The organism is Gilliamella sp. B2923 (assembly GCF_026536565.1).
Lineage (GTDB): Bacteria > Pseudomonadota > Gammaproteobacteria > Enterobacterales > Orbaceae > Gilliamella.
This window is the reverse complement of the sequence record NZ_JAFNNZ010000001.1, coordinates 561831-583456: the sequence shown is the minus strand read 5'-3', so window position 1 is coordinate 583456 and position 21626 is coordinate 561831. Positions and strand designations below refer to the sequence as shown.

Annotated in this window: 13 protein-coding genes; 4 read left to right on the top strand and 9 right to left on the bottom strand. The window is 35.6% G+C overall.

What is annotated here, in order from left to right:
- Positions 1-135: 135 nt before the first annotated feature.
- From J3U42_RS02500 to pmbA, 3 genes are read right to left on the bottom strand one after another with little or no spacing between them, the layout of a single operon-like run.
- On the bottom strand, positions 136-1359 hold the full coding sequence (locus tag J3U42_RS02500; protein ID WP_267335337.1) for a CinA family nicotinamide mononucleotide deamidase-related protein: 1224 nt from the start codon (positions 1357-1359) through the stop codon (positions 136-138).
- Between the two features lie 43 nt (positions 1360-1402).
- Positions 1403-3142, bottom strand: a complete 1740-nt coding sequence (locus tag J3U42_RS02495; RefSeq protein ID WP_220217710.1) for a SulP family inorganic anion transporter — start codon at positions 3140-3142, stop codon at positions 1403-1405.
- Positions 3143-3150: 8 nt separating this feature from the next.
- A complete protein-coding gene (gene pmbA / locus J3U42_RS02490; protein WP_267335336.1) occupies positions 3151-4503 on the bottom strand; it encodes a metalloprotease PmbA in 1353 nt (450 codons plus the stop codon).
- 77 nt (positions 4504-4580) lie between these two features.
- On the opposite strand from pmbA, the gene yjgA reads away from it, so the two are divergent.
- The 3 genes from yjgA to J3U42_RS02475 all read left to right on the top strand — a co-directional run bounded on the left by yjgA (position 4581) and on the right by J3U42_RS02475 (position 6325).
- Positions 4581-5117: a ribosome biogenesis factor YjgA gene (yjgA, locus tag J3U42_RS02485; protein WP_267335334.1), complete on the top strand. Its 537-nt coding sequence runs from the start codon at positions 4581-4583 to the stop codon at positions 5115-5117.
- 72 nt (positions 5118-5189) lie between these two features.
- Positions 5190-5720 (top strand): inorganic diphosphatase, encoded by a 531-nt coding sequence (ppa, locus tag J3U42_RS02480; RefSeq protein WP_220217713.1) that lies wholly within the window; start codon positions 5190-5192, stop codon positions 5718-5720.
- Positions 5721-6115: 395 nt separating this feature from the next.
- Positions 6116-6325, top strand: coding sequence for a cold shock domain-containing protein (locus J3U42_RS02475; protein ID WP_025315032.1), 210 nt, complete (start codon positions 6116-6118; stop codon positions 6323-6325).
- Positions 6326-6463: 138 nt separating this feature from the next.
- On the opposite strand, the gene gapA is transcribed toward J3U42_RS02475, so the two are convergent.
- The 6 genes from gapA to J3U42_RS02445 form a co-directional block, all read right to left on the bottom strand.
- Complete coding sequence (gene gapA, locus J3U42_RS02470) at positions 6464-7459, bottom strand: glyceraldehyde-3-phosphate dehydrogenase (protein ID WP_220217714.1); 996 nt, start codon at positions 7457-7459, stop codon at positions 6464-6466.
- 621 nt (positions 7460-8080) lie between these two features.
- Positions 8081-9466, bottom strand: coding sequence for a hypothetical protein (locus tag J3U42_RS02465; protein WP_220217715.1), 1386 nt, complete (start codon positions 9464-9466; stop codon positions 8081-8083).
- Between the two features lie 747 nt (positions 9467-10213).
- Positions 10214-10624: a hypothetical protein gene (locus tag J3U42_RS02460; protein WP_267335332.1), complete on the bottom strand. Its 411-nt coding sequence runs from the start codon at positions 10622-10624 to the stop codon at positions 10214-10216.
- Between the two features lie 505 nt (positions 10625-11129).
- Positions 11130-11792: a hypothetical protein gene (locus tag J3U42_RS02455; RefSeq protein WP_267335330.1), complete on the bottom strand. Its 663-nt coding sequence runs from the start codon at positions 11790-11792 to the stop codon at positions 11130-11132.
- Positions 11749-18054 carry a hypothetical protein gene (locus tag J3U42_RS02450; protein WP_267335328.1) on the bottom strand — a complete coding sequence of 2102 codons (6306 nt, stop codon included), beginning with the start codon at positions 18052-18054 and terminating at the stop codon, positions 11749-11751. The genes J3U42_RS02455 and J3U42_RS02450 overlap by 44 nt, the downstream gene beginning before the upstream one ends.
- A gap of 130 nt (positions 18055-18184) precedes the next feature.
- Positions 18185-18757 (bottom strand): hypothetical protein, encoded by a 573-nt coding sequence (locus J3U42_RS02445; RefSeq protein ID WP_267335326.1) that lies wholly within the window; start codon positions 18755-18757, stop codon positions 18185-18187.
- A 217-nt stretch (positions 18758-18974) separates the two neighbouring features.
- Between J3U42_RS02445 and mutS the strand changes: the two genes are divergently transcribed.
- On the top strand, positions 18975-21533 hold the full coding sequence (gene mutS, locus J3U42_RS02440; RefSeq protein ID WP_267335324.1) for a DNA mismatch repair protein MutS: 2559 nt from the start codon (positions 18975-18977) through the stop codon (positions 21531-21533).
- Positions 21534-21626: the final 93 nt, after the last annotated feature.

The following is a 21626-nucleotide window of genomic DNA, read 5'->3' as shown; positions in this document are numbered from 1 at the left end:
CTCTAATATTTTTTACTTAATTGCTTCAATTGAAAGATCCAGTATTCTACTTAATTTTGTATGGAATTGTCCATACTAATCTTGTTTCGAATAACCAAAATCAGTGAGTAATAAAATCAGACAAAGCAGAATTAGCTAGTTGATTATGTCTAACCAAGCATTTTTTCCAACAATTTCGGGCATCTTTAATAGAAATCGACGCAAGCTATCTAAAGCGATTGCAGAAAATATCCGTTGCTCAACTGATCGATTGTGCGCTCGACCAGTATACTTTAAATTAAATGTGCATACCTGTTTTGCGGTTGCAATCATTAACATAAATTGACTGTTTTTTTCTCTAAAATTAACAATGCCTAATGCGATATCGGCCTGTTGTTGTTTTAGAGCTTGTAACAAATAACTTTCGGGATCTACAGTTAATATGGGGACAACTTCTGATTTAACAACTGGCGCATCCGATTGAAATAATTGGTAGCCAATCATGCCGGCCGACTGCTGCTCAATCACAATCAAAGTTTGATTAGTTTCATGCAACAATTTTGCAACCACTTCAGCAAGACCGACCTCGCCATGCTCAGCCAATACGCCTTCATAAAGTAAATTGTCGGCAACAATCTGTTTTATTTGTGCCCATATTTGATCCATTTGGTTTTGCAGATGCTCAAAGCCGGTTAGCTTGATTTCAATAATCGGCATAGCGGCACGATAACCAACCACAATATTGGACGGAATATCGAGCTTTTGTTCGATTTCGCTGGCAAGGTCACTCTCCGTTCGTCCCATAGTAGTTAACCTATAGCACAGTGGCTTTTCTAAGATTGGAAATGTCGATTTTATCTGTGGCAAGATTGAAAGGCGCATCATCTCCTGAAATTCTCTCGGTACGCCGGGGGTAAAAAATACCTGACAACCATTAATTTGCATCTTAAACCCACAAGCGGTACCTATCGGATTATCAATGACGCTCGCACTTTGCGGCAACATCGCCTGCTTTACGTTGCTAGCTGGCATGGTTTTGCCACGGCTTAAATAGTAATGTTCAATGTGCATTAACCACTGTTGATTGAGTTGCAACATCTCATTATTAGCGTTTGCAGCGGCTTGCGCTGTTAAATCATCGCTGGTTGGTCCCAATCCGCCATTAACAATCAAGATATCATTACACAAAGTACGTTCTTGTAGTGTCTGGCTCAATTGATGCAAGTTATCGCCAACGGTATGACGAGCGGTTATCAAAATACCTTCGTGAAATAAAAAATCAGAAAGCCAAGCGGCATTGCTATCGAGGATTTGGCCGTATAAAACCTCATCACCGGTACTAAGCATTTCAATCCTAATACTATTTGTTCGCTGTTTCATAACATTCCTTAATCATGCATTGACAATCGGCAAAGTAATTTACTTAATCATCATCGATTTCATCTTCGGTCTTGTTTTCCATATGCTCTTTACTTTGGACTAATCGAACGGCGAAATAGAGATCATAAGCAAAATCCAGATAATGACTATCCGGTTTAATATTCATCTGTTTGAACCAATTTTTCAACGTCTTTCGTCGGCCGGATAAGATTAATGTCACGTTTCGCACTTTCAATGATTTCACTAGCTCATCAATGCCGGATAATACGCTAACATCTTTATAGGTAAAACAAGGGATAGCATCGACTATAACATAATTAATCGGCTCTTCAGACTCGTCAATATAGCTAATAATTCTGCGTTTAAAATAAGCGATATTAAAATAGGTCAACGGCGAATTAAAACGATAAATAAGGGTGTTTTTTAACGGCTGTACATCTTGCCCGATTGAGTGAATTCGGCCGCTTTCATCCATACCTAATAGCTGATCTTTTGGTCTAAATACTCGGCGCAAAAATAAAAACAGCCCTAACAATACCGCTAACGCCATGCCAGGAATAATGCCAATAACTAACACCGAAATAAATGTTGTTAAACTCAGGTAAAACGCATCACGATCAAATTTAAAAAAGCGCTTTATAGTTTGAAAGTTAATTAGCGAAATCGAAGAGTAGATCAAAATCACGCCTAAAACGCAAGTTGGGATATATTTTAAGGGTGATAAAAACAGTAACACCACAAGACCAATAATAATAGCGGCGATAATTGAAACCAGTTGCGTTTTACCGCCATTGGCATCGTTAACGGCTGTTCGGGAAGATGTGCCACTGACCACAAAACCTTGCGATAAACCGGCAGCAATATTGGCCATTCCTAATGCTTTAAATTCGACATCGGCATTGGTTTCATAATTATTTTTCGAGGCAAAACTACGCACGGTTATCATCATACTAACAAAACAGATAATAGCGATATTGAGCGACGGCACTACCAGATCCCGCATCAATCCTTTATCAAAATCAATCCAAGATTCCATTGGGATAAAATCACTGGTCACATCACCGATTATGCGAACATTGTAACTGTCAAAGTTAAATAACCATGAAAGGAAAGTCATAATTACAACGGCAAAAAGTGGCGCCGGATAACGGGGTCTTATCCGTTTTAAGCCAACTAAAATCACTAAAGTTAAAAACGAGACGAACGTTGTTAACAGGTGAATTTGCGATATCTTAAATGGAAAATAGACAACTCGCTCAATCAAATAGGAATAATCGTAGCGAAAACCTAACGCCTTAGCCAACTGATCCACCATTATGGTAATAGAGATACCATTTAACAGACCAATTAAGATAGGTTGACTAAGTAAATCCGCCAATGCGCCAAGATGAAGTTTACCGGCGATAATGCACCAAATACCAATCATAATGGTCAGTATTACCACAAGTTGCCAACGCAATATTGGGTCATTGGCGGCTAAAGGAAACACAACGGCAGCGACCACAGCACACGTTGCGGTATCGGGACCAACAATTAATTGTCGGGACGATCCAAAAAGCGCATATACAATTAGCGGTAAAATGGTTGAGTATAATCCGGCAATCGCCCCGACTCCCGTCAGCTCAGCATAAGCGATAGAAACCGGCAACGAGACAGCTGCCACTGATAAACCGGCTTTAACATCATTTCCAAAATAATGACGTTTATAGTGCAACATCGTGGCAAGTCCAGGCATCCATATTAATATTTTTTGCCATATTGATTTGTTGGTCGCTTTTTCCATGATGATCCCTACTTTCCGGCTATGCTCATATTATCTATCAAAATAGAACCACATTTAATGCTACTTCGGGTTTCAATATCATTGCCGATTGCAACGATATGTTGATACATATCACGCAGATTGCCCGCAACAGTAATTTCGTTGACTGGATATTGGATTTGGCCGTTTTCGACCCAAAAACCGCTGGCACCTCGTGAGTAATCGCCTGTCACATTATTTACCCCTTGCCCCATTAACGAAGTAATGAGCAAGCCTCTATCTAATTTTCTCAACATCGCCTGAAAATCGGCATCAGTTTGGCTCGGCGAGACAAACCAGTTATGAATACCCCCAGCGTGCCCGGTAGTGGCTAAGCCCAGCTTACGGGCTGAATAGTTGCCTAATAGGTAAGTTTGTAATACACCGTCTTGAATAATATTACGCTCAACGGTTTTCGTCCCTTCACTATCAAACGGTGATGAACCAACACCTTTTAACACATGGGGATCTTCAAAAATAGTGAGCCATGAAGGAAAAATCTGCTTGCCAACGCTATCTAGCAAAAAAGAGGATTTACGATAGATAGCACCACCACTTATCGCCCCGCACAGATGCCGGATAAGCCCAACAGCGACTTCAGCAGCAAAAAGCACCGGTACTTGCATGGTCGCCATCTGTTTGGCGCCTAAATGCGATACGGTGCGCTCTGCCGCTTGCTCACCCACCCATTTCGCCGACTTAAGTAGATCGAGGTCACGTGATGAGGTGTAAGCGTAATTTCGCTCCATTTGCCCATTTTGCTCCGCAATGACCGAACATGATAATGAGTGAGAGCTAGTGCAATAGCCCTCAAGCATCCCCAAACTATTACCATAAACATACACCCCATATCGGCTGCTAAAATAACCGCCGTCACTACTGACTAAATTAGAGTGATTCAGCGCCATTTGTTCCGCTAAGGTTGCTTGTTCTATCGCTTTATCAACATTTAAATCACTTGGGTAAAAAAGATCTAAATCCGGTGCATTAAACGCTAATGACTCAACATCACCCAAACCCGAACAAGGATCGGGTGAGGTGTATTGCATAATATTAATTGCCATATCAATGGTTTGTGATATCGCTTGCGCCGTAAGATCGTTGGTTGAGGCGCTGCCTTTTCGTTGGTTTTGATAAACGGTAATGCCTAAAGCGCCGTCACTATTAAATTCGACATTTTCAGCTTCGCCTGACCGAGTACTCACATTAATGCCGGTAGCTTGATTAATTGACACTTCAACCGAATCAACTCTGGATTTAGCTTGTTTAATTGCATCAGCTACCACATTAGATAAATGCGCTTTTTGCTTGATAGCTTGTTTTTTTATTTGATCAATACTCATTTCATTATTTTCTACAATTCTGCTAGTGATACGTTATAATAAGCCAGAATTGAATTTTAGTTAACAAAAGAAATCATATGAACAACAATCAAGAGACAAATCTAGCGCCAAATTTTGATCCAGACAGTGCTGATGAGGAAATTATTTACGTCAGTAAAAGCGAAATAAAAAGAGACGCTGAGGCACTTAAAAAATTGGGTATTGAACTGATCAATCTGAGCAAAAATGAAATTGCCAAAATTCCACTCGATGAAGATCTCCTTTACGCTATTGAGTTAGCCCAAAAAATCAAAAAAGAGGGATACCGAAGACAAGTTCAATACATTGGTAAACTTTTGCGAAGCCGTGATATCGAACCCATTACACAGGCACTCGATAAACTGAAGAATCGTCACAATCAACAAGTTGCCATGCTGCATAAACTTGAAAAGTTGCGTGATGATCTGATTCAAACCGGTGATGCCGAAACGATTATAGGTCTATTCCCCTCAGCTGATAGACAACAGTTACGCACATTTGCCCGTTTAGCAAAAAAAGAGTTAGAAGCGAACAAACCACCTAAAACAGCGAGACAGATTTTTCAATACCTAAAAGAATTGAGCGACGCAGAATAAATTTTATACTGTGTGCTTATTACTAATCATTAATCAATATTTATTAACAAATCAAAGATAGAGGATACAATAATGGGACTTTTAAATGTACCAGCAGGTAAAGAATTACCAGATGATATTTATGTTGTGATCGAAATTCCGGCCAATGCTGACCCGATCAAATACGAAGTTGATAAAGACACCGGTGCTGTTTTTGTTGACCGTTTTATGGCAACAGCTATGTTTTACCCATGTAACTACGGTTATATCAATCACACATTATCACTAGACGGCGATCCTGTTGACGTATTAGTTCCGACTCCTTACCCATTACAACCAGGTTCAGTGATTCGTTGTCGACCTGTAGGCGTATTAAAAATGACTGACGAAGCAGGTAGTGACGCTAAATTAGTTGCTGTTCCACACACCAAACTTTCAAAAGAATATGATCACATCAAAGATGTTGATGATTTACCGGAATTATTAAAATCGCAAATCAAACACTTCTTTGAGCAATACAAAGCGCTTGAAAAAGGTAAATGGGTTAAAGTCGACGGTTGGGATAATGCCGATGCAGCTCGTAAAGAGATTATTGAGTCTTACGAAAGAGCCAAAAATAAATAACCCTTATTTTTGACAAAAAAGTAAACGTTTTGATAAAGCCATAAAAAATTTTTTATGGCTTTTTTATTTTTGAACTTATTTTGACTTTCGAAATAACTTAAAAATCTCAACGATACAACAATTTGCCTTAAATCAAAATACCATGGTTTATACAAAAATTTTATAAAAAACTTCACCCTAACATGAAAAATTTGTCATTAATTTCTTGCTTTCGATTATAAATTATGCGGTAATAGTAATGGGCGAACAACACAAAGCATTATTATGAAAACGATTAACTACTGTAATTTACATTTTGTACATTATTTTAGGTAAGAATTTGACTATTAATCTTGTGTTACAGCCTACACGAGCCGAAAAGGCAAATTATTAATTATTGTTAGGATGTCTAGTAAATGAATAAGAAAACAGGCCAAGTAAAATGGTTTAACGAAAGTAAAGGTTTCGGTTTTATTACCCCAGCCGATGGTAGCAAAGACGTATTTGTTCACTTCTCAGCTATCTCTGGCGATGGATTTAAAACCTTAGCCGAAGGACAACAAGTCGAATTTGCGATCCAAGATAGCCCTCGAGGACCAGCAGCGGCTGAAGTTGTTGTTATCTAATTAGTATTAATATACTAAGCAAAAAACGTCCATTTTACTCAAATGGACGTTTTTTTATGCCGATAAATTACTTATTTATCAGAAATAAAAAAAGCGACCATAAAGGTCACTTTTTTTAATAATCTAAATTACTGTTAATTATTTAGCAACAACAGCAATTAAATCTAATACTTTGTTTGAGTAGCCAACTTCGTTGTCATACCATGCAACAAGTTTAACGAAAGTATCGCTGATTTGGATACCAGCAGTTGCATCAAATACAGAAGTACAAACTTCACCTAAGAAGTCAGTTGATACAACGGCATCTTCAGTGTAACCAAGAACGCCTTTCATTGGGCCTTCAGAAGCGGCTTTAATCACTTTACAGATATCTTCGTATTTAGCAGGTTTAGCTAAACGAGCTGTTAAGTCAACAACTGAAACGTCTGGAGTTGGTACACGGAAAGCCATACCCGTTAATTTACCGTTTAATTCAGGGATAACTTTACCTACAGCTTTAGCCGCACCAGTTGATGAAGGGATGATGTTTTGAGCAGCACCACGACCACCACGCCAATCTTTGTGAGAAGGACCGTCAACAGTTTTTTGAGTAGCTGTTGTTGCGTGAACAGTTGTCATTAAACCTTCAACAATACCGAAGTTATCGTTGATAACTTTAGCTAAAGGCGCTAAACAGTTAGTTGTACATGAAGCGTTAGATACGATATCTTGACCAGCGTAATCTTTATCATTAACACCCATTACAAACATTGGGGTACTATCTTTTGAAGGACCAGTTAAAACAACTTTTTTAGCACCAGCTTGAATGTGTTTACGTGCAGTTGCGTCATCAAGGAATAAACCTGTAGCTTCAGCAACAACATCAACACCAACTTCGTTCCATTTTAAATTTGCAGGATCTCTTTCAGCAGTAACACGGATTGTTTTACCGTTAACGACTAATTTGCCATCTTTAACTTCAACTGTACCGTCAAAACGACCGTGAGTTGAATCATATTTAAGCATATAAGCCATGTACTCAACGTCTAATAAATCATTGATAGCAACGATTTCGATGTCAGAACGTTGTTGTGCAGCACGGAATACAATACGACCAATACGGCCAAAACCATTAATACCTACTTTGATTGTCATAACAATTACCTTCTTTATTTGTGTTAAATGATAAAATAATTAGCAGTTAAACTACCAAATTTTTAAGGTTTATTCAAGCTGATTCAGAATAATTGGTAAGAATAAATTAAACAGAAAATTATCTTAATAATCATACGATATAGGTTACTGATATTTTAGATAAGATTGCGATTGGATTGGACAATAACTATGATAATTCTTAACGAAATTGCGCGATTTTAATTCATCATAATCAGACAACTTAACATCCCCTACCCGATTATGAGATAGTCAGGCTAATTTGTGATATACATCTACATAAACTTATGTTTTTATGGTTTGGCTAAATTTTGCAAATTCACATTGGTATTAATCTCTGACACTCAATTCAACGATATAAAAAGATTAAACCGTCATGCTTTAAGCTATATATAAGATATATTCGCCACGCATAATCAACCAGATAAAAGCGAAAGTTAAGATAATGGCAGTTATTATCACCATAACACCATTAGATTTGATAAGTTAAGAGCGTTTGAAAGAGCCTTTAATGATCTTTTGCTTACCCTTAGGCGATTACAATCAACAATCCCACAAGCTTCAATTTATGGGATTGTATTTAAAATAATTGTTGTGAAGTGATTATATCGAAGAAAGTCTGTCAACAAATCGACTTAAAAACTGTCTAATATCCGCACCTTGTTCACTCTCTGCTTCGTATTTTAATGTTGATTTAGATTTCGATTCACCCTCAGAGGAGTTACGATATTTGCTTGGCACATTTCCCGAATAGATATAATCGGTTTTTGTAGAAATTGCCTCACTACTAAATCGACTGGAATAATTTATATCACCACTTATATCAACTCGAGTGGTTATAGAATATTTCTTAGCATAGGTTATGGTCTTTAAATTGAAATGTTGCTCTTTATAAACCGGCACTTTAACCTTATTACCTTTATCATCGGTTTTTTCGGTCATTCGCTCTACGTACCTTTCTGTTTTAGCTTCATTGGTTTCATACGGTTTCATATGAATATAGTCAGATGTGGCATTAATATCTATGATGACATTAGCTTGAGAACTACGATCAACAAAGTATATATAATCCTCTTTAAAAACTTGTTTTACCCAATAAAGATAATCGGAATCTTTAACATACACATTAACACGTCCCTGTAATTTACAACGACTCGCTCTAGCACTGGCATCACGATATTGGCCAAAATGTTGATATGCCAAATTGGCTGCCTCATAATTTTTAGCCGCTTCACGATAAGTCTCTCGTTTATAGGCTGTTTTTTCCAGTAGCGACGCTCTTTCATAGTACTCTTTTGCTAGCGCAGTAACATGTTTTCTTTTATTATCCTCATAGAGTTTATAACTATCTTTATATTCGCCTAATGGCTTATAAACCTCCCAAGCTTTAAGATATTCTAAGGATGCTTCATTATAATTTCCTTGTTGCGAAAACGTTTTACCTAAATCATAGTGATGTTTTGCTTCAATATCTAATTGTTGCTTTTTAGCATTTTTATATAAAGTAAAAATATCTTTGTATTTATACCGTTCTGACCCTTTTAAATATAGGTTAGCTTTTATTTTGTAACTGTCACTATCGGTACCTTTTATCGAATTACCATAATCGTAATACTCTTTAGCGATAAGTTGATCTAATTTACTCGCTGCATATTTATCGTTAAAGAAAGCGACGGTTTGACTATAAAATCGATTAACTAACAATAAATTAATTTTTCTTAAAGATTCATAACTATCAATTCGTGCTTGATAATCGGTACTCACACTACTATTAATGATTGTTTCGTAATGTGCCATTACATTACTAACCAAAACGCGTAACTTTTCGGCACTTTCATCATTAAATTTTGCTTCACCTTTTTCATTAATGTTCGATGTTAATAAACTAATACTTTCTACATATTGCCCTTGTTGGTAAGCTTTATCAGCCGTACGAACATGACAAGCGTTTAAACAAAATACTAACAAAATCGCTAAAACTATCCGCATATTAATTCCTTTCAAATTTAATTAATTATCAATCAAACATTTAGACTAGAAATCGTTTGATTGAGCGATTGTATGAAATCACACCCCGTTGTTTTTTTCATTTAATGCTAAATTTTTAAAGTGGATTTTTGGATTAGGGGGGATATATGGTTTCGTATATAAATGAATTAAAAATAAATAAAGGATTTTCTGCGCAGAAACATGAAGTTTTGCGATATTGGCATAAGTTGTATTAACTATACATCATTTTATGTAAGAATAAATATCTTAATAATTTTAACCAGATATTTTGACATTAAAAAAATTTCTATTTATTTAGTTATGCTTAATAAATTGTATGAACAGCACTATGCAATATAGTTAATGCCAAATAGGAATAAAATTTTACCATTCACTCCACATTCAATTTCCACTATAACTCGCTACTCCAAAATCCTGTAAATGCCAGCTACCACAAATTAGCCTCTATTGAATGATAGCGCTTAGTGGCTTTTGGTTATTGTTATCACTAAAAGGAAGCGTAATTACACTATTGTTAATCGATAATTATCTTTATTTAATTCATTGAAAATAAAAGTTGAAATATCACCATGATCGATCAAGAAAATTTAACCGACCACACGCCAATGATGCGTTTGTGTGGTTGAATTGATTTTTAATGATTTTTATTTAATTAAAATTGTTTGTTATATTTTTTGTTACACTAGCTAATTAATACTTATACGGTTACTTTAAATTTGATAATGATTACCAAGTAATATCAATAGGTTCTTTTCCCTTTACTTTTGCTTTTTTAAAAGCCCCAACTATACAGTTTTTTAATTCTCGAGTTAGTTCATTATGTATTTTATAAGTCATATAGTTATCTTTATTATCACCAACTACAAGATAAAACACAAAGTTATTAATTAAAAACATACAACTTTCATTTTTAAGTGGTACTACAAACATCAAGCTATAGCACAAATCAAAGATAGGTATAATAATGATATGAAAAGATTGTGGTTTTTTCTGTGGAACTATAAGATATTCTTTCATTTCCTTAATAACCTTTTCAGGGAATTCTATTTTTTTAGCTTCATTCCATTTAAATGATGAGCGCCAGAAAATGCTAACAATAAAATAATGTAACAAGTCGTTATCTATATTAGCAAGCATATTGCTAGCACTTAAATCATTATTCGTTTTATAAAATTCCTCAAATGACTTTAATAAAATAGGTTGGGTCTTATCTAATAGTTTGTAAGCTTCAGAATATTTAAAGGCTATTTTTGTTATTTCTTCATCCGAGATATCTTCTTTTTTTAGTTCAGGATTGGAATTTAAAATAACTTTATAAAGTTTTTCTATATTTTCTTGATGCTTTTTTTATTATTAAGATTCGATATTTCAAGAAAATAATCCTCTCCACGCTTAAGTCTATTCTCACATGTTTTACAGAGCAAATATTGTTTTAACTGAACTGATAATTTTCGTTTAGTATTCTCTTTAACAAGAACTATACCCGAATCGTTTTAGCTAGTGAATTATATTTTTTATAAATTGCTTTTGGAAAATAGTGACTTTCTTGAAGTTCAACATTTGATTCGTCACACATTAGAACCCCTTCTTAGTTTAATAAAAATACCATTATGCATATTGTAATAAAATATTCATTTAATGATCATATATCATAAGATTTCTTTAAGATTTTTAACTCTTCATCTAATTTTTCTCTCACAGGCAAGCATAATTCTTCAAAGAACTTCAATTGATTAATCCTATTTTCTAATTTCTGCATTCTTTCTTTTTTTTCATTAGTTTCTTTAGAATGAATATGGCTAAAAATGATTTCTAGCTCAATAGACTTAACAGTACCTGAAACTGCTTCAAGCCATTCTTTTGTTTCTTCATTTGTTATATCTTCAATAGCTCGTTCAAACATAAACGTGATTAATGTTCTTGTAGCTGAGTCAAGATTTTTGATCAATTCAAGCCAACCCACTGACTCATCTAGTTTTTTATCACTTTCGTCATCATATAAATTTTTAAAATAGCGAGGTATGACTGATTCAGGATTAAGTGATTCTAGCGCTTGAAATATAGGCTCAAAACTTTCAAATGGTCGAGTACCATCTGGCAGTAACTTGCGATTCTCCCAAAGCTTTAGAATGGTATTAAAACAGTTGGTTTTATCAGCCTCATTGCCACTCTCAGCTTTAATCATCAGTTCTGCAATATAGTTGACCATCCAAGCTGTAATTTCATCAGCATTGTTGTCTTTTAAGTTAGAAAGCAGCTTTTTACCTAAGTTGATAACTTTTTCTTGTATCTCTAAGTTTTCCATCTCCAGACAAGATGAAGGTTTTACTGTATCTAGGGATGTATCCGAGTTCATCTTCATTTTTCCTCACTCTGTAAGTATCTTTAAGCGTTCGACTAATATTTACTTGAATTGCTATATCGACATTCAAAACATTGCAAACTAATTTTAAAAAATCGAGTGATGCTAGTGCCAAATGACCAGAACTGATGTATGATTCCGAGTTATTAGGCTTATCTTCACTCCAGTACATATTTTTGAAGCATTGGCTATCATTAGACAACAAGCTATAGGTTTTATAATTCTTGCTATGCTTGACTTTGATTTGCTCCGCTATAAATTGTTTTAACTTATATGGCTGAGCAGATATTATGCCAACAAAAGGATCTTTTGATTCAATATAATTGTTTTCACCTTCTTTCATCAACCATGCTTCACATTTAAAATCATTTCTCTTTTCATCGTCATAATCGTCATCGCAAAAATTAGTTAAATAACATTCATATAAATGATTTTCAAAATTTACTATAGTGTACATTAGTGATTTACTTAGATGCTTGGGTACTAAAACACTTGAAAATGAAATATGTTCATTCTTTGAATTTTTATAATTATCAAAACCTCCGCTAACTTTTAGCCAGGTAGAAAAATCATCATTAGTAATTAACTGGTCAATAAAGTCTGTTTCAATAATCTGCCATTGCCAATTCTCATCGTTTTTAATGTTTAACCATTTTGGCATTTCAAGTGGCATAGGATCTCTAAGTTCTGCTAGTAGGGTATCATTTTTATTGAGAATTAGATGACCACTTAGCCAATCCTCCCAACAATCAATATCATAATCGTCATTTTTAATAACTGGCATTGAACTTAATAACATTGATGCGACTTCAAGCATTAGATGATAAGAAATGTAAAAAGCATAGTTATCAATCTGAGGGTAACTTGAATGCGAATGAAATGTATCTCTAAAGTTTCTTCTTTGTCTCCAAAGTTCAGATCTTGAATCTGTTATATATGATGACTCAACACTCATCTGCCATCGATTCTGTAAGACATATTTTGCAAGATCTTCAACCTGCTGTCCTGAGACACCAAATACTCGACCTAATGGTTTAAACCAATATCTATCAAAATCATAACCAAAGTTAATTTTGGGCAACTTACCTAAAGTATTTGCTTTATGCCAAGGAGTATCAATATGATATCGATACTTATCTCTATTTATAGTTGGATACGGAGTTGTACATGCCTGTGTGATTTTTACCCATAAAATATCATCAAAAATGTCTGAACAGTAACTTTTTAATATTAAACATATTTGTTTGGCATAATATTGAAACAATATTCCTTGTTCGTTATTAATGGCTATTGTTGAAAATAAGTCCTTATTTCCCATTAATAACACAGGGGATTTATGAACACATCGTGTCAAAGCCACAAGCAAATACAATTTGGCATGTAAATCATAAAATTCATATTTTGTTGGGATGTATGACTGGGGTAGTCCTTTTGTATAACAATCTAACAGTAAATTGACCTCATTTAGGCAATTAAGATCATATAATCTCGTTACTGCATGAATAGCTCTCCACCGTTCTTCTGCATGAGGTGAACCTAAATTTGCATATATATAACAAATAACTGCATGAGGAAGGCTGATTGGTAATTTTTTATGTTCATTCCAACAACCATCGGCATAATCAGCATCAAGAAATGATTCAAGTCTTGCAAGCCCAAAATCAATCATTTTTTGAGCTTGTTCCACTGTTAGCTTGTTAGCACTGTAATGTGCGAAACTGAATAAAGCGCTAGGTGATTCTATATCGACCGAATTTGAAAGCCCTATATTAACGCCATTTTCTATAGCTCCATTGGTTGCTTCATTCAATAAAAAAGATTCTAATATATATTGTCTTTCATATATCTCTGTAAATCTACTTGGAAATCGAGAAGCAATATGTTTTATAGCAGTATTCCATTGTTTTTGAACAGAAGCTTTGTTTTTCCAATCGATAGGTATTTGTTCAAATGCCCATTTAATATTCCAAAAATCCAATTTTTCTGAATAAGCAATAATATTTAAGAACGCACCTAATCCCCTAGAGGTGACTTTCTGAAAGCAGCCTTTCCAAAACTCATCCGTGTTTCTTGGATAACCTTGATTTTCAAAACATTGATAGGCATTCATAAAACCATTATCAGTTAATAAATCAAATTGCCCATAAAGCGTACTCCAAGGATACGTTTTCTTTTCAGTTTCTCCTGTATGGTTTATTGAATAACTTGAGTTATCTTGCTTATCATTAACTCTTAAGTACTTGAGTTCTTTTTCAGGTAAACAGTTAAGAGAATATTTATTAGCCAGCGCTTCAAGTTTTACCCATTCATCACCAAAATATCCACTTATTCTCAAATCACGAATGTAGTGATTAAGCATTCGTTGCTGGTTTGCCTTTTTCGGTTCATTTGCAATACACTTTTCCAAGAACTCCTCTAGACCATATTCCCAAGAAAATGCCGACAATGACCACAAGACACTTGATGAAGCAAGTTTTGAATCGATTGCACTATATGCGAGAGCATTCATTTGCCTCCCATGCCAGCCAACGTCTCTATCTTTCCAACGATGTAGGATAGGAAAAGCTGACTCTGCTGATAATTGGAAACAGGTTGAAACCGCATCATTTCTATCCCAGTATTTTTCTTGAGCGACAGAATCTCCTATCATTTCTGCACATCTCATATATCGATGGGAGAGTTCGGGGTTGCCTATATTAGTCTGTGAACTTTGTTTAGCAATTGAGGTTAAGGCTTCCCAACGTATAATACCTTCTTCACCAAATTCAGAGGCTTTACTTAGTGCTTGATCAAAGTAGACCGCTGCATCATCTTTACCCGCAGCAAGCACTGCTCTAGATAATTTAATAAAATTTTCCGAGCGTGTTTCAGGTGATTCATCGTAGTCGTAATTATTTAAGCGTGAACGACAACCCTCTTCAATAAAATCGCTTAGATCAAAAAACTTATCACTTCGACAACTTACTCGAAGAAAATAAAAATCATCAAGAAAAGATATCTTCAAATGATTACTTTGATATTTTTCAGAAAATAATTTCAGTTCGGTCAAATAGTCTGATGTACAAAATAAAATATTTTGGAATTTTGCCTTGGTAATTTCAAAGGATAATGGATCATATTCACGGTATGAGCTATGTCCTACTTTTGACGATAATAATTCCGCATTTTTATGTTCTTCTTTTAAATCGACTTTCATTCCGGATAAAACTTTAGCTCTTACCATATACCAAGGCAAAAGCTTACCAACTAACTCTTTTAATTTTTCGAGCTCTTGCCTTCCCTCGTATGTATCATTTTTGTTTTGCCAATCATTGGGAATGAAATCATCAAGGCGAAGATTAAAATTGCTTTTCAATGCTGCTTGAAGTGACAAATAACGTAAAAAGCTCTCCCTTGCATTACCAAATTGGTGATCATTTGTTATTCGATAAAGAGAAAGAGAGTTATAGTAATAATTTAATCCTCTTCTAACATTCGCTATAGGCAAACGATGAATAACACAGGCTTCAAAAAATGATAAATAAGCGTCATTTGAAAATCCAGTATTATGAATATCATCGCCCGCTTTATCTAACCTAGCTTTAGGTTGAATAATTTGGTTAAGACAACGGATTAAACAGCCCCTCGGGGGCGTATTTCCTACCTTCATTAACTCCGAGGTAATAGCTATGATAAAACTTGGATTATCTTTTCCATAACTGGCCATTAATTCAATGTCTTCAAAATTACCAATATCTATTAATCTTTCAATTAAGTCAGATGTAACTCTGTAGATACAGCAGGGAGGTTTCCATGAAAGAAGGAAATCAACACATTTTTTATAGCCATTCATTCGATATAAAGTAAAGGCTAATTCTAAAATTTCGATATCTTCCAGCTTCTCATCGAAGTGTTCATGTTCATCTTTAGCTTTAACTTCTTCTCGTTTTTGGAAGTAGCGGTAAAGCCAATGATGAGCAGACCGAAAATAGTTGTGCGCTTCACCTTTTAATAAAGGGATAGTGGACAATAATGACGCAGCGTACACCATTTCTGAACCCTCCCAGTTACCTCTAAGTACTTTTCTATGCGCTAACTCTTGTATGCGTTCTGTTGTCAAAAAAATTGCTACTAAATCTATATTGTGAGCCAATATACTTATTTGACGCTTATTGCCAGCAATTTCTTCACCAGCTAGCAGTGCCAATTTTATTGCTTCGTAGATTTTATTCGCCTTAAGTGCAGCCTTAAAAGCGTATTGTAATCTTTGTACTTTAACCAAATTATCATCGTATTTACTGATCGAAGGCAGATAATCATCAGATAATGCCAGTCCTACAAGTTCATCTAACTGGTTGGCTTTAAGCAATAAAAAGGGGAGCACTTCTGAGACATAAGTGAATTGTGGAGCCAATGGTTTAATAGCTTGAATAAAAGAATAGATTTTTTCAGGTGTTGGAGAATAATTATCCTGAAACCACTTTTCGGTTGGCTCATCCCTGAATTGAACCATATCATCTATTTGCCATAAAGGTCGCCCCAAATCAGCAATAAAGCTTGTGACAGAATCCTTTGATACATTAGCGGCGCTTGCCAAAACACTTATTGGAACAAATGGTGGTAGTGCTGCAAGTCCTGTACAAATATTATCTATACTATTTCTATAGTTTCTGGGAAATTCATCTTTTATTCTTTCGATCGATTGCTCTAATTGTCTTTCAATCAAATCTTCAACAGTAACTATTTGAGAACCAAAAGACAATAGCAATTCGCTTAACGAAGATGCTTTCAGTGACAGTGCATTAGCCTGAACGCGAGGATTTCCACCAGTCAGCCGATTAAATTCAATCGCTTGTTCTTGGCTTGCCTCAGGGAACTTTGTATGTAGGTTCGACAAGGTTTCTTCATCAGAAAAAGTAGACAACTGTAATCTATTAATTGTGCTGGGAGGATCAAGAAGGCTTAATCTCTCAGGTCGACAAGTAAATACTAATCTACAATTTTCAGGCACAATTTCCCTTATAAGACTGCTTACAAAACATGTAGAACCTTGTTCTTCAGCAGCCATTTCAGCATTATCTGCCGCATCAAAAATTATGACTAAAAGAGCATTCAAATCTTGTGACTTAAGTAAGTTACAGGCTTCGCGAAGCCTACCTAAAAAGATTTTTGTCCAATATTCATCTGGTTCATTTCTTGTAGGTATAACCTGATCACACAATCCATCTTTAGCCAAAGTATTTATTATTTGAGTATAGGCATGTTTAGTCTCATGACGTTTCGCACTAGTTCTTCGATAACTACCATTTCCATAACAGTCATATGCAATAACCACTGACGTTTCGTCAAATTCTTTAGAAATATTATTGCTTAATATTGATTTTCCAACACCCCCGCTTGCGGTAATGATAGTATGAGTTATTGCTTCTTTTATTGATTTAACAATGTTAGTTTGTTGCTCTCTTGGAATATAGTTTTCAATGGGTTCAAATAACGGAGGAGCAGGAAAAAAATCATCCATACTAATAGCATCGAATGCTTCCAATATGTCCTCTCGTTTTATCACATTAGATTTACCTGGTTCAATTTTTTCCCAAATTTTAGCCACTAACAGTTTTTCACGGTCATGAATATTTCTTGAAACAGTTAATTTATATAGTTCTTTATGAATATCAAATTTTTGCTCGTCATAGTTACCTTCCGAATCATCTAGGCTTAAACATTGACAGAACTGTTTTAATTTAACATCTTTGAGATTCGTATATTTTTCGATAGTAGCTATGAAACTTTTAGGTACTTTTCCGCTGTTAGCCAACTTCTTAATATTCGTCTTAAAGGAATCTGAAATTAAACGATTCGTTAGAATTGTTAACTTTATACTGATGAATTTACTTTCAGATTGTTCTAGATCTATAAAACGCTTTGCAAAGCCTTCTATAGTTTCCCTTAAATCAGATAAACTAAAACTATCACTTGCCCTTACAGTTGAGTGTTTTAACTGAAAATACTCTACAGATTTGCTTCCATCATCAGATTGGCGATATTCAGCTAAATCTATAACACACTCCCCAGCTAATTTAGACTCTTTAGAGCCTTCAATCGTTATTTGGATTAGGTCGGTATTGAAGTCTAAAAGCTTGAGACAGCGTTTAACAGCCCATCTATAATGGAAAATATCACCTGCTCTAGAAAAATTAATTGATGTGTTGTTGCTATAATTTTTCATAATATAATGTTTCTGGTTAATGAATCAGTTAAGAATATTACTTTGATATAACATATAGATTTCTTTTTATTTGTACACATAAGCATAAAAATTAATCACTAATTTAGGCTTAATCTTGAGTTAAATAATGCTATAAGCTATATTTTATTTCATGTTTCAATTTAATCTTCAAATAAGGATGCACCCACTTAATAGGCTCACTTGATACTAATCCATCATGCTCTATTGAACCGCAGACACTCGGATTATTCAAAATTGTGTCATAAATAGCTCTACTTTCGATACCCTGAATCATGTGAGCTAATATTTTCCCTTTACTCTTAATAGTTACTTTTGAATCTCTAATCAAATAGGTATGTTTAACTGCATTACGAATAGAAATACCACAATCTAGCCTTTTTGTTGCTCTAGAGATGTAAATATCAACCAATTGATTGAGTGAGTCCTTAATTGGTCTCACATATTTTTTCCATTTTTTAAGTAATCTTACTATATCTCTATAAGTATAGTACTTTGATAGCCCTTTAAAAACTTCACTTTTTCTCGTTAAACGAACACGCCCCATAGAGAAAATCAAGGAATATATCAATATTTTTGCTACTTTATCACTAATATTAAATCGCTCCATAACCTTTTTTTTGGTTATTGCTTTTAGTCGTTTACATTTAATATTATTCTCTTTAAATTCATGTTTTAAAATCATTAATTGACTACTGCCATAAAATAGCCCTCTGCTATGAACTAATAATCAGTTATAATAAACGAATAGTGATTAATATTTTACAACTGAATTATAACATACATAATAGTTATACTAATGATTAAGAATTAGCGATATTTTATGGGTCCAAGTGGTACTTAATGAGACTAATAAAAACAACTAATAAATTGAAATATAAACATAAATAAAAAATAAAGCCATGAATGAAAATGAAAATTTAACCGACCACACGCCAATGATGCGGCAATACCTTAGACTGAAAGCGGAAAATCCTGATATTTTGCTGTTTTATCGAATGGGTGATTTTTATGAGATGTTTTATGATGATGCTAAGCGTGCTTCGCAGTTGTTAGATATCTCGTTGACTAAACGTGGTTCGTCCAATGGTCAGCCTATTCCTATGGCGGGTGTTCCTTATCATGCGGTTGAAAGTTATCTTGCTAAACTTATTTCACTCGGCGAGTCGGTTGCCATTTGTGAGCAAATTGGTGATCCGGCGACGTCGAAAGGTCCGGTTGAACGTAAAATTGTGCGAATTGTTACGCCAGGCACCGTAAGTGATGAATTGCTTCTTGAAGATCGCAAAGATAATCTGCTGGCTGCCATTTGGCAAAAACAAGCGCATTACGGTTATGCCACGCTGGATATTAGTTCGGGGCGATTTTTTATTTTTGAATGTGATAATCTTGAAGCGATGCAAGCGGAGTTACAGCGCACAAGTCCGGTTGAGTTACTTTATCCGGAAGATTTCGCCACCATGTCTTTAATCGAAAATCGAACGGGGTTAAGGCGTCGTCCGATTTGGGACTTTGATCTTGAGACCGCTAAACAGCAACTCAATTTGCAGTTTGGTACAAATGATTTGATCGGTTTTGGCGTTAATGATTGCTGTTATGCCCTTTGTGCGGCGGGTTGTTTACTTCAATATGTTAAAGATACCCAACGCACTGCCCTGCCGCATATTCGTTCTATTATTAAAGAGTCTGCCCTTGATTTTGTGGTGCTTGATGCTGCAACGCGTCGTAATCTTGAAATCACTGAAAATCTTTCCGGTGGTACCCAACATACTGTTGCCGACATTCTGGATAAAACCCAAACGCCAATGGGTAGCCGGATGCTCAAGCGTTGGCTTCATTCGCCTATTCGTAATGTCACGATTTTAGAAAATCGCCAAACTGCAATTAGTCAATTGCAAGATGATTTTGATCAGATTCAACCGGTATTGAAGCAAATTGGCGATCTTGAACGTATTTTAGCTAGACTGGCTTTGCGCACTGCTCGCCCTCGTGACTTTGCTCGCTTGCGAGATGCTTACAATCTTTTGCCAGAATTACAAGCATTGCTGTCTCATCATAGCTCACCTTATGTTGTTGCTTTGCGCGCCAAAATTAATCAGTTTGATCAAATTGCCGATTTATTAAATCGAGCAGTTGTCGATGCGCCGCCGGTTATTATTCGGGACGGTGGTGTGATTGCCAGTGGTTACAGTGCAGAGCTCGACGAGTTACGAGCGCTTGCTGACGGTGCAACTAACTATCTTGAACAATTAGAGATTCGAGAACGTGAAACGCTAGGCATTGATACCCTAAAAGTAGGATTTAATGCGGTGCATGGTTACTATATCCAAATTAGTCGAGGGCAAAGCCACTTAGCGCCGATCCATTATACTCGCCGGCAAACACTGAAAAATGTTGAGCGCTATATTATTCCTGAACTCAAAGAGTATGAAGATAAAGTATTAACCTCAAAAGGGCGTGCCTTAGCGCTGGAAAAACAGCTTTATGAACAGCTTTTTGATCAGTTAATGCCCGATCTTGCCAATATGCAAATGAGCGCTGATGCGTTGGCCGAACTCGATGTACTAACCAATTTAGCGGAAAGAGCGTTAACACTCAATTATCATCGTCCAACGATTTCGGATAAAACCGGAATTGAGATCAATCAGGGTCGCCATGTGGTTATTGAGCAGGTGATACAAAATCCTTTTATAGCTAACTCACTAACGCTATCACCTGATAGAAGACTATTAATTATTACCGGTCCGAATATGGGCGGTAAAAGTACCTATATGCGACAAGCAGCATTAATTGTTCTGCTCACTTATATTGGTAGTTTTGTGCCGGCATCAAAAGCAGTTATCGGGCCAGTGGATCGAATTTTTACCCGTATTGGAGCGTCAGATGATTTAGCCTCCGGACGTTCAACGTTTATGGTTGAAATGACCGAAACCGCCAATATTATGCACAACGCAACTAAGCAGAGTTTAGTGTTAATGGATGAGATTGGACGAGGCACATCGACCTATGATGGTCTGTCATTAGCTTGGGCATGTGCTGAAAATCTGGCTAACGAAATCAAATCCATGACGCTATTTGCCACCCACTACTTTGAGTTAACCCAACTGCCGGAACATATGCAAGGCGTGTACAATATCCATTTTGATGCCATTGAACATGACAATACCGTCGCTTTTATTCACGAAGTGTCCGAAGGCGCTGCCAGTAAAAGTTTTGGTCTTGCGGTTGCCGGATTAGCCGGCGTGCCTAAAGTGATATTAAAACGAGCGAAGCAGAAGTTGAAAGAGTTAGAAATGATTTCCAAACAAACGGCGCATAGTCATGTTGATCAATCTCAACTCTCTTTTGTCACCGAACCGGAATCATCAGAAGTTGAACTAGCGCTGGTAAAAATCGATCCGGATGCGTTGTCCCCTAAACAAGCCTTAGAGGTTTTATATCAACTTAAAAAATTACTTTAAACACTTTACCTTGATTAAACGTTTATCAAGGTAGGATGATTAAAATTAGCAGATTGCAAATAATTATCGCCTAATTAAGTTTAATTAGGCGGT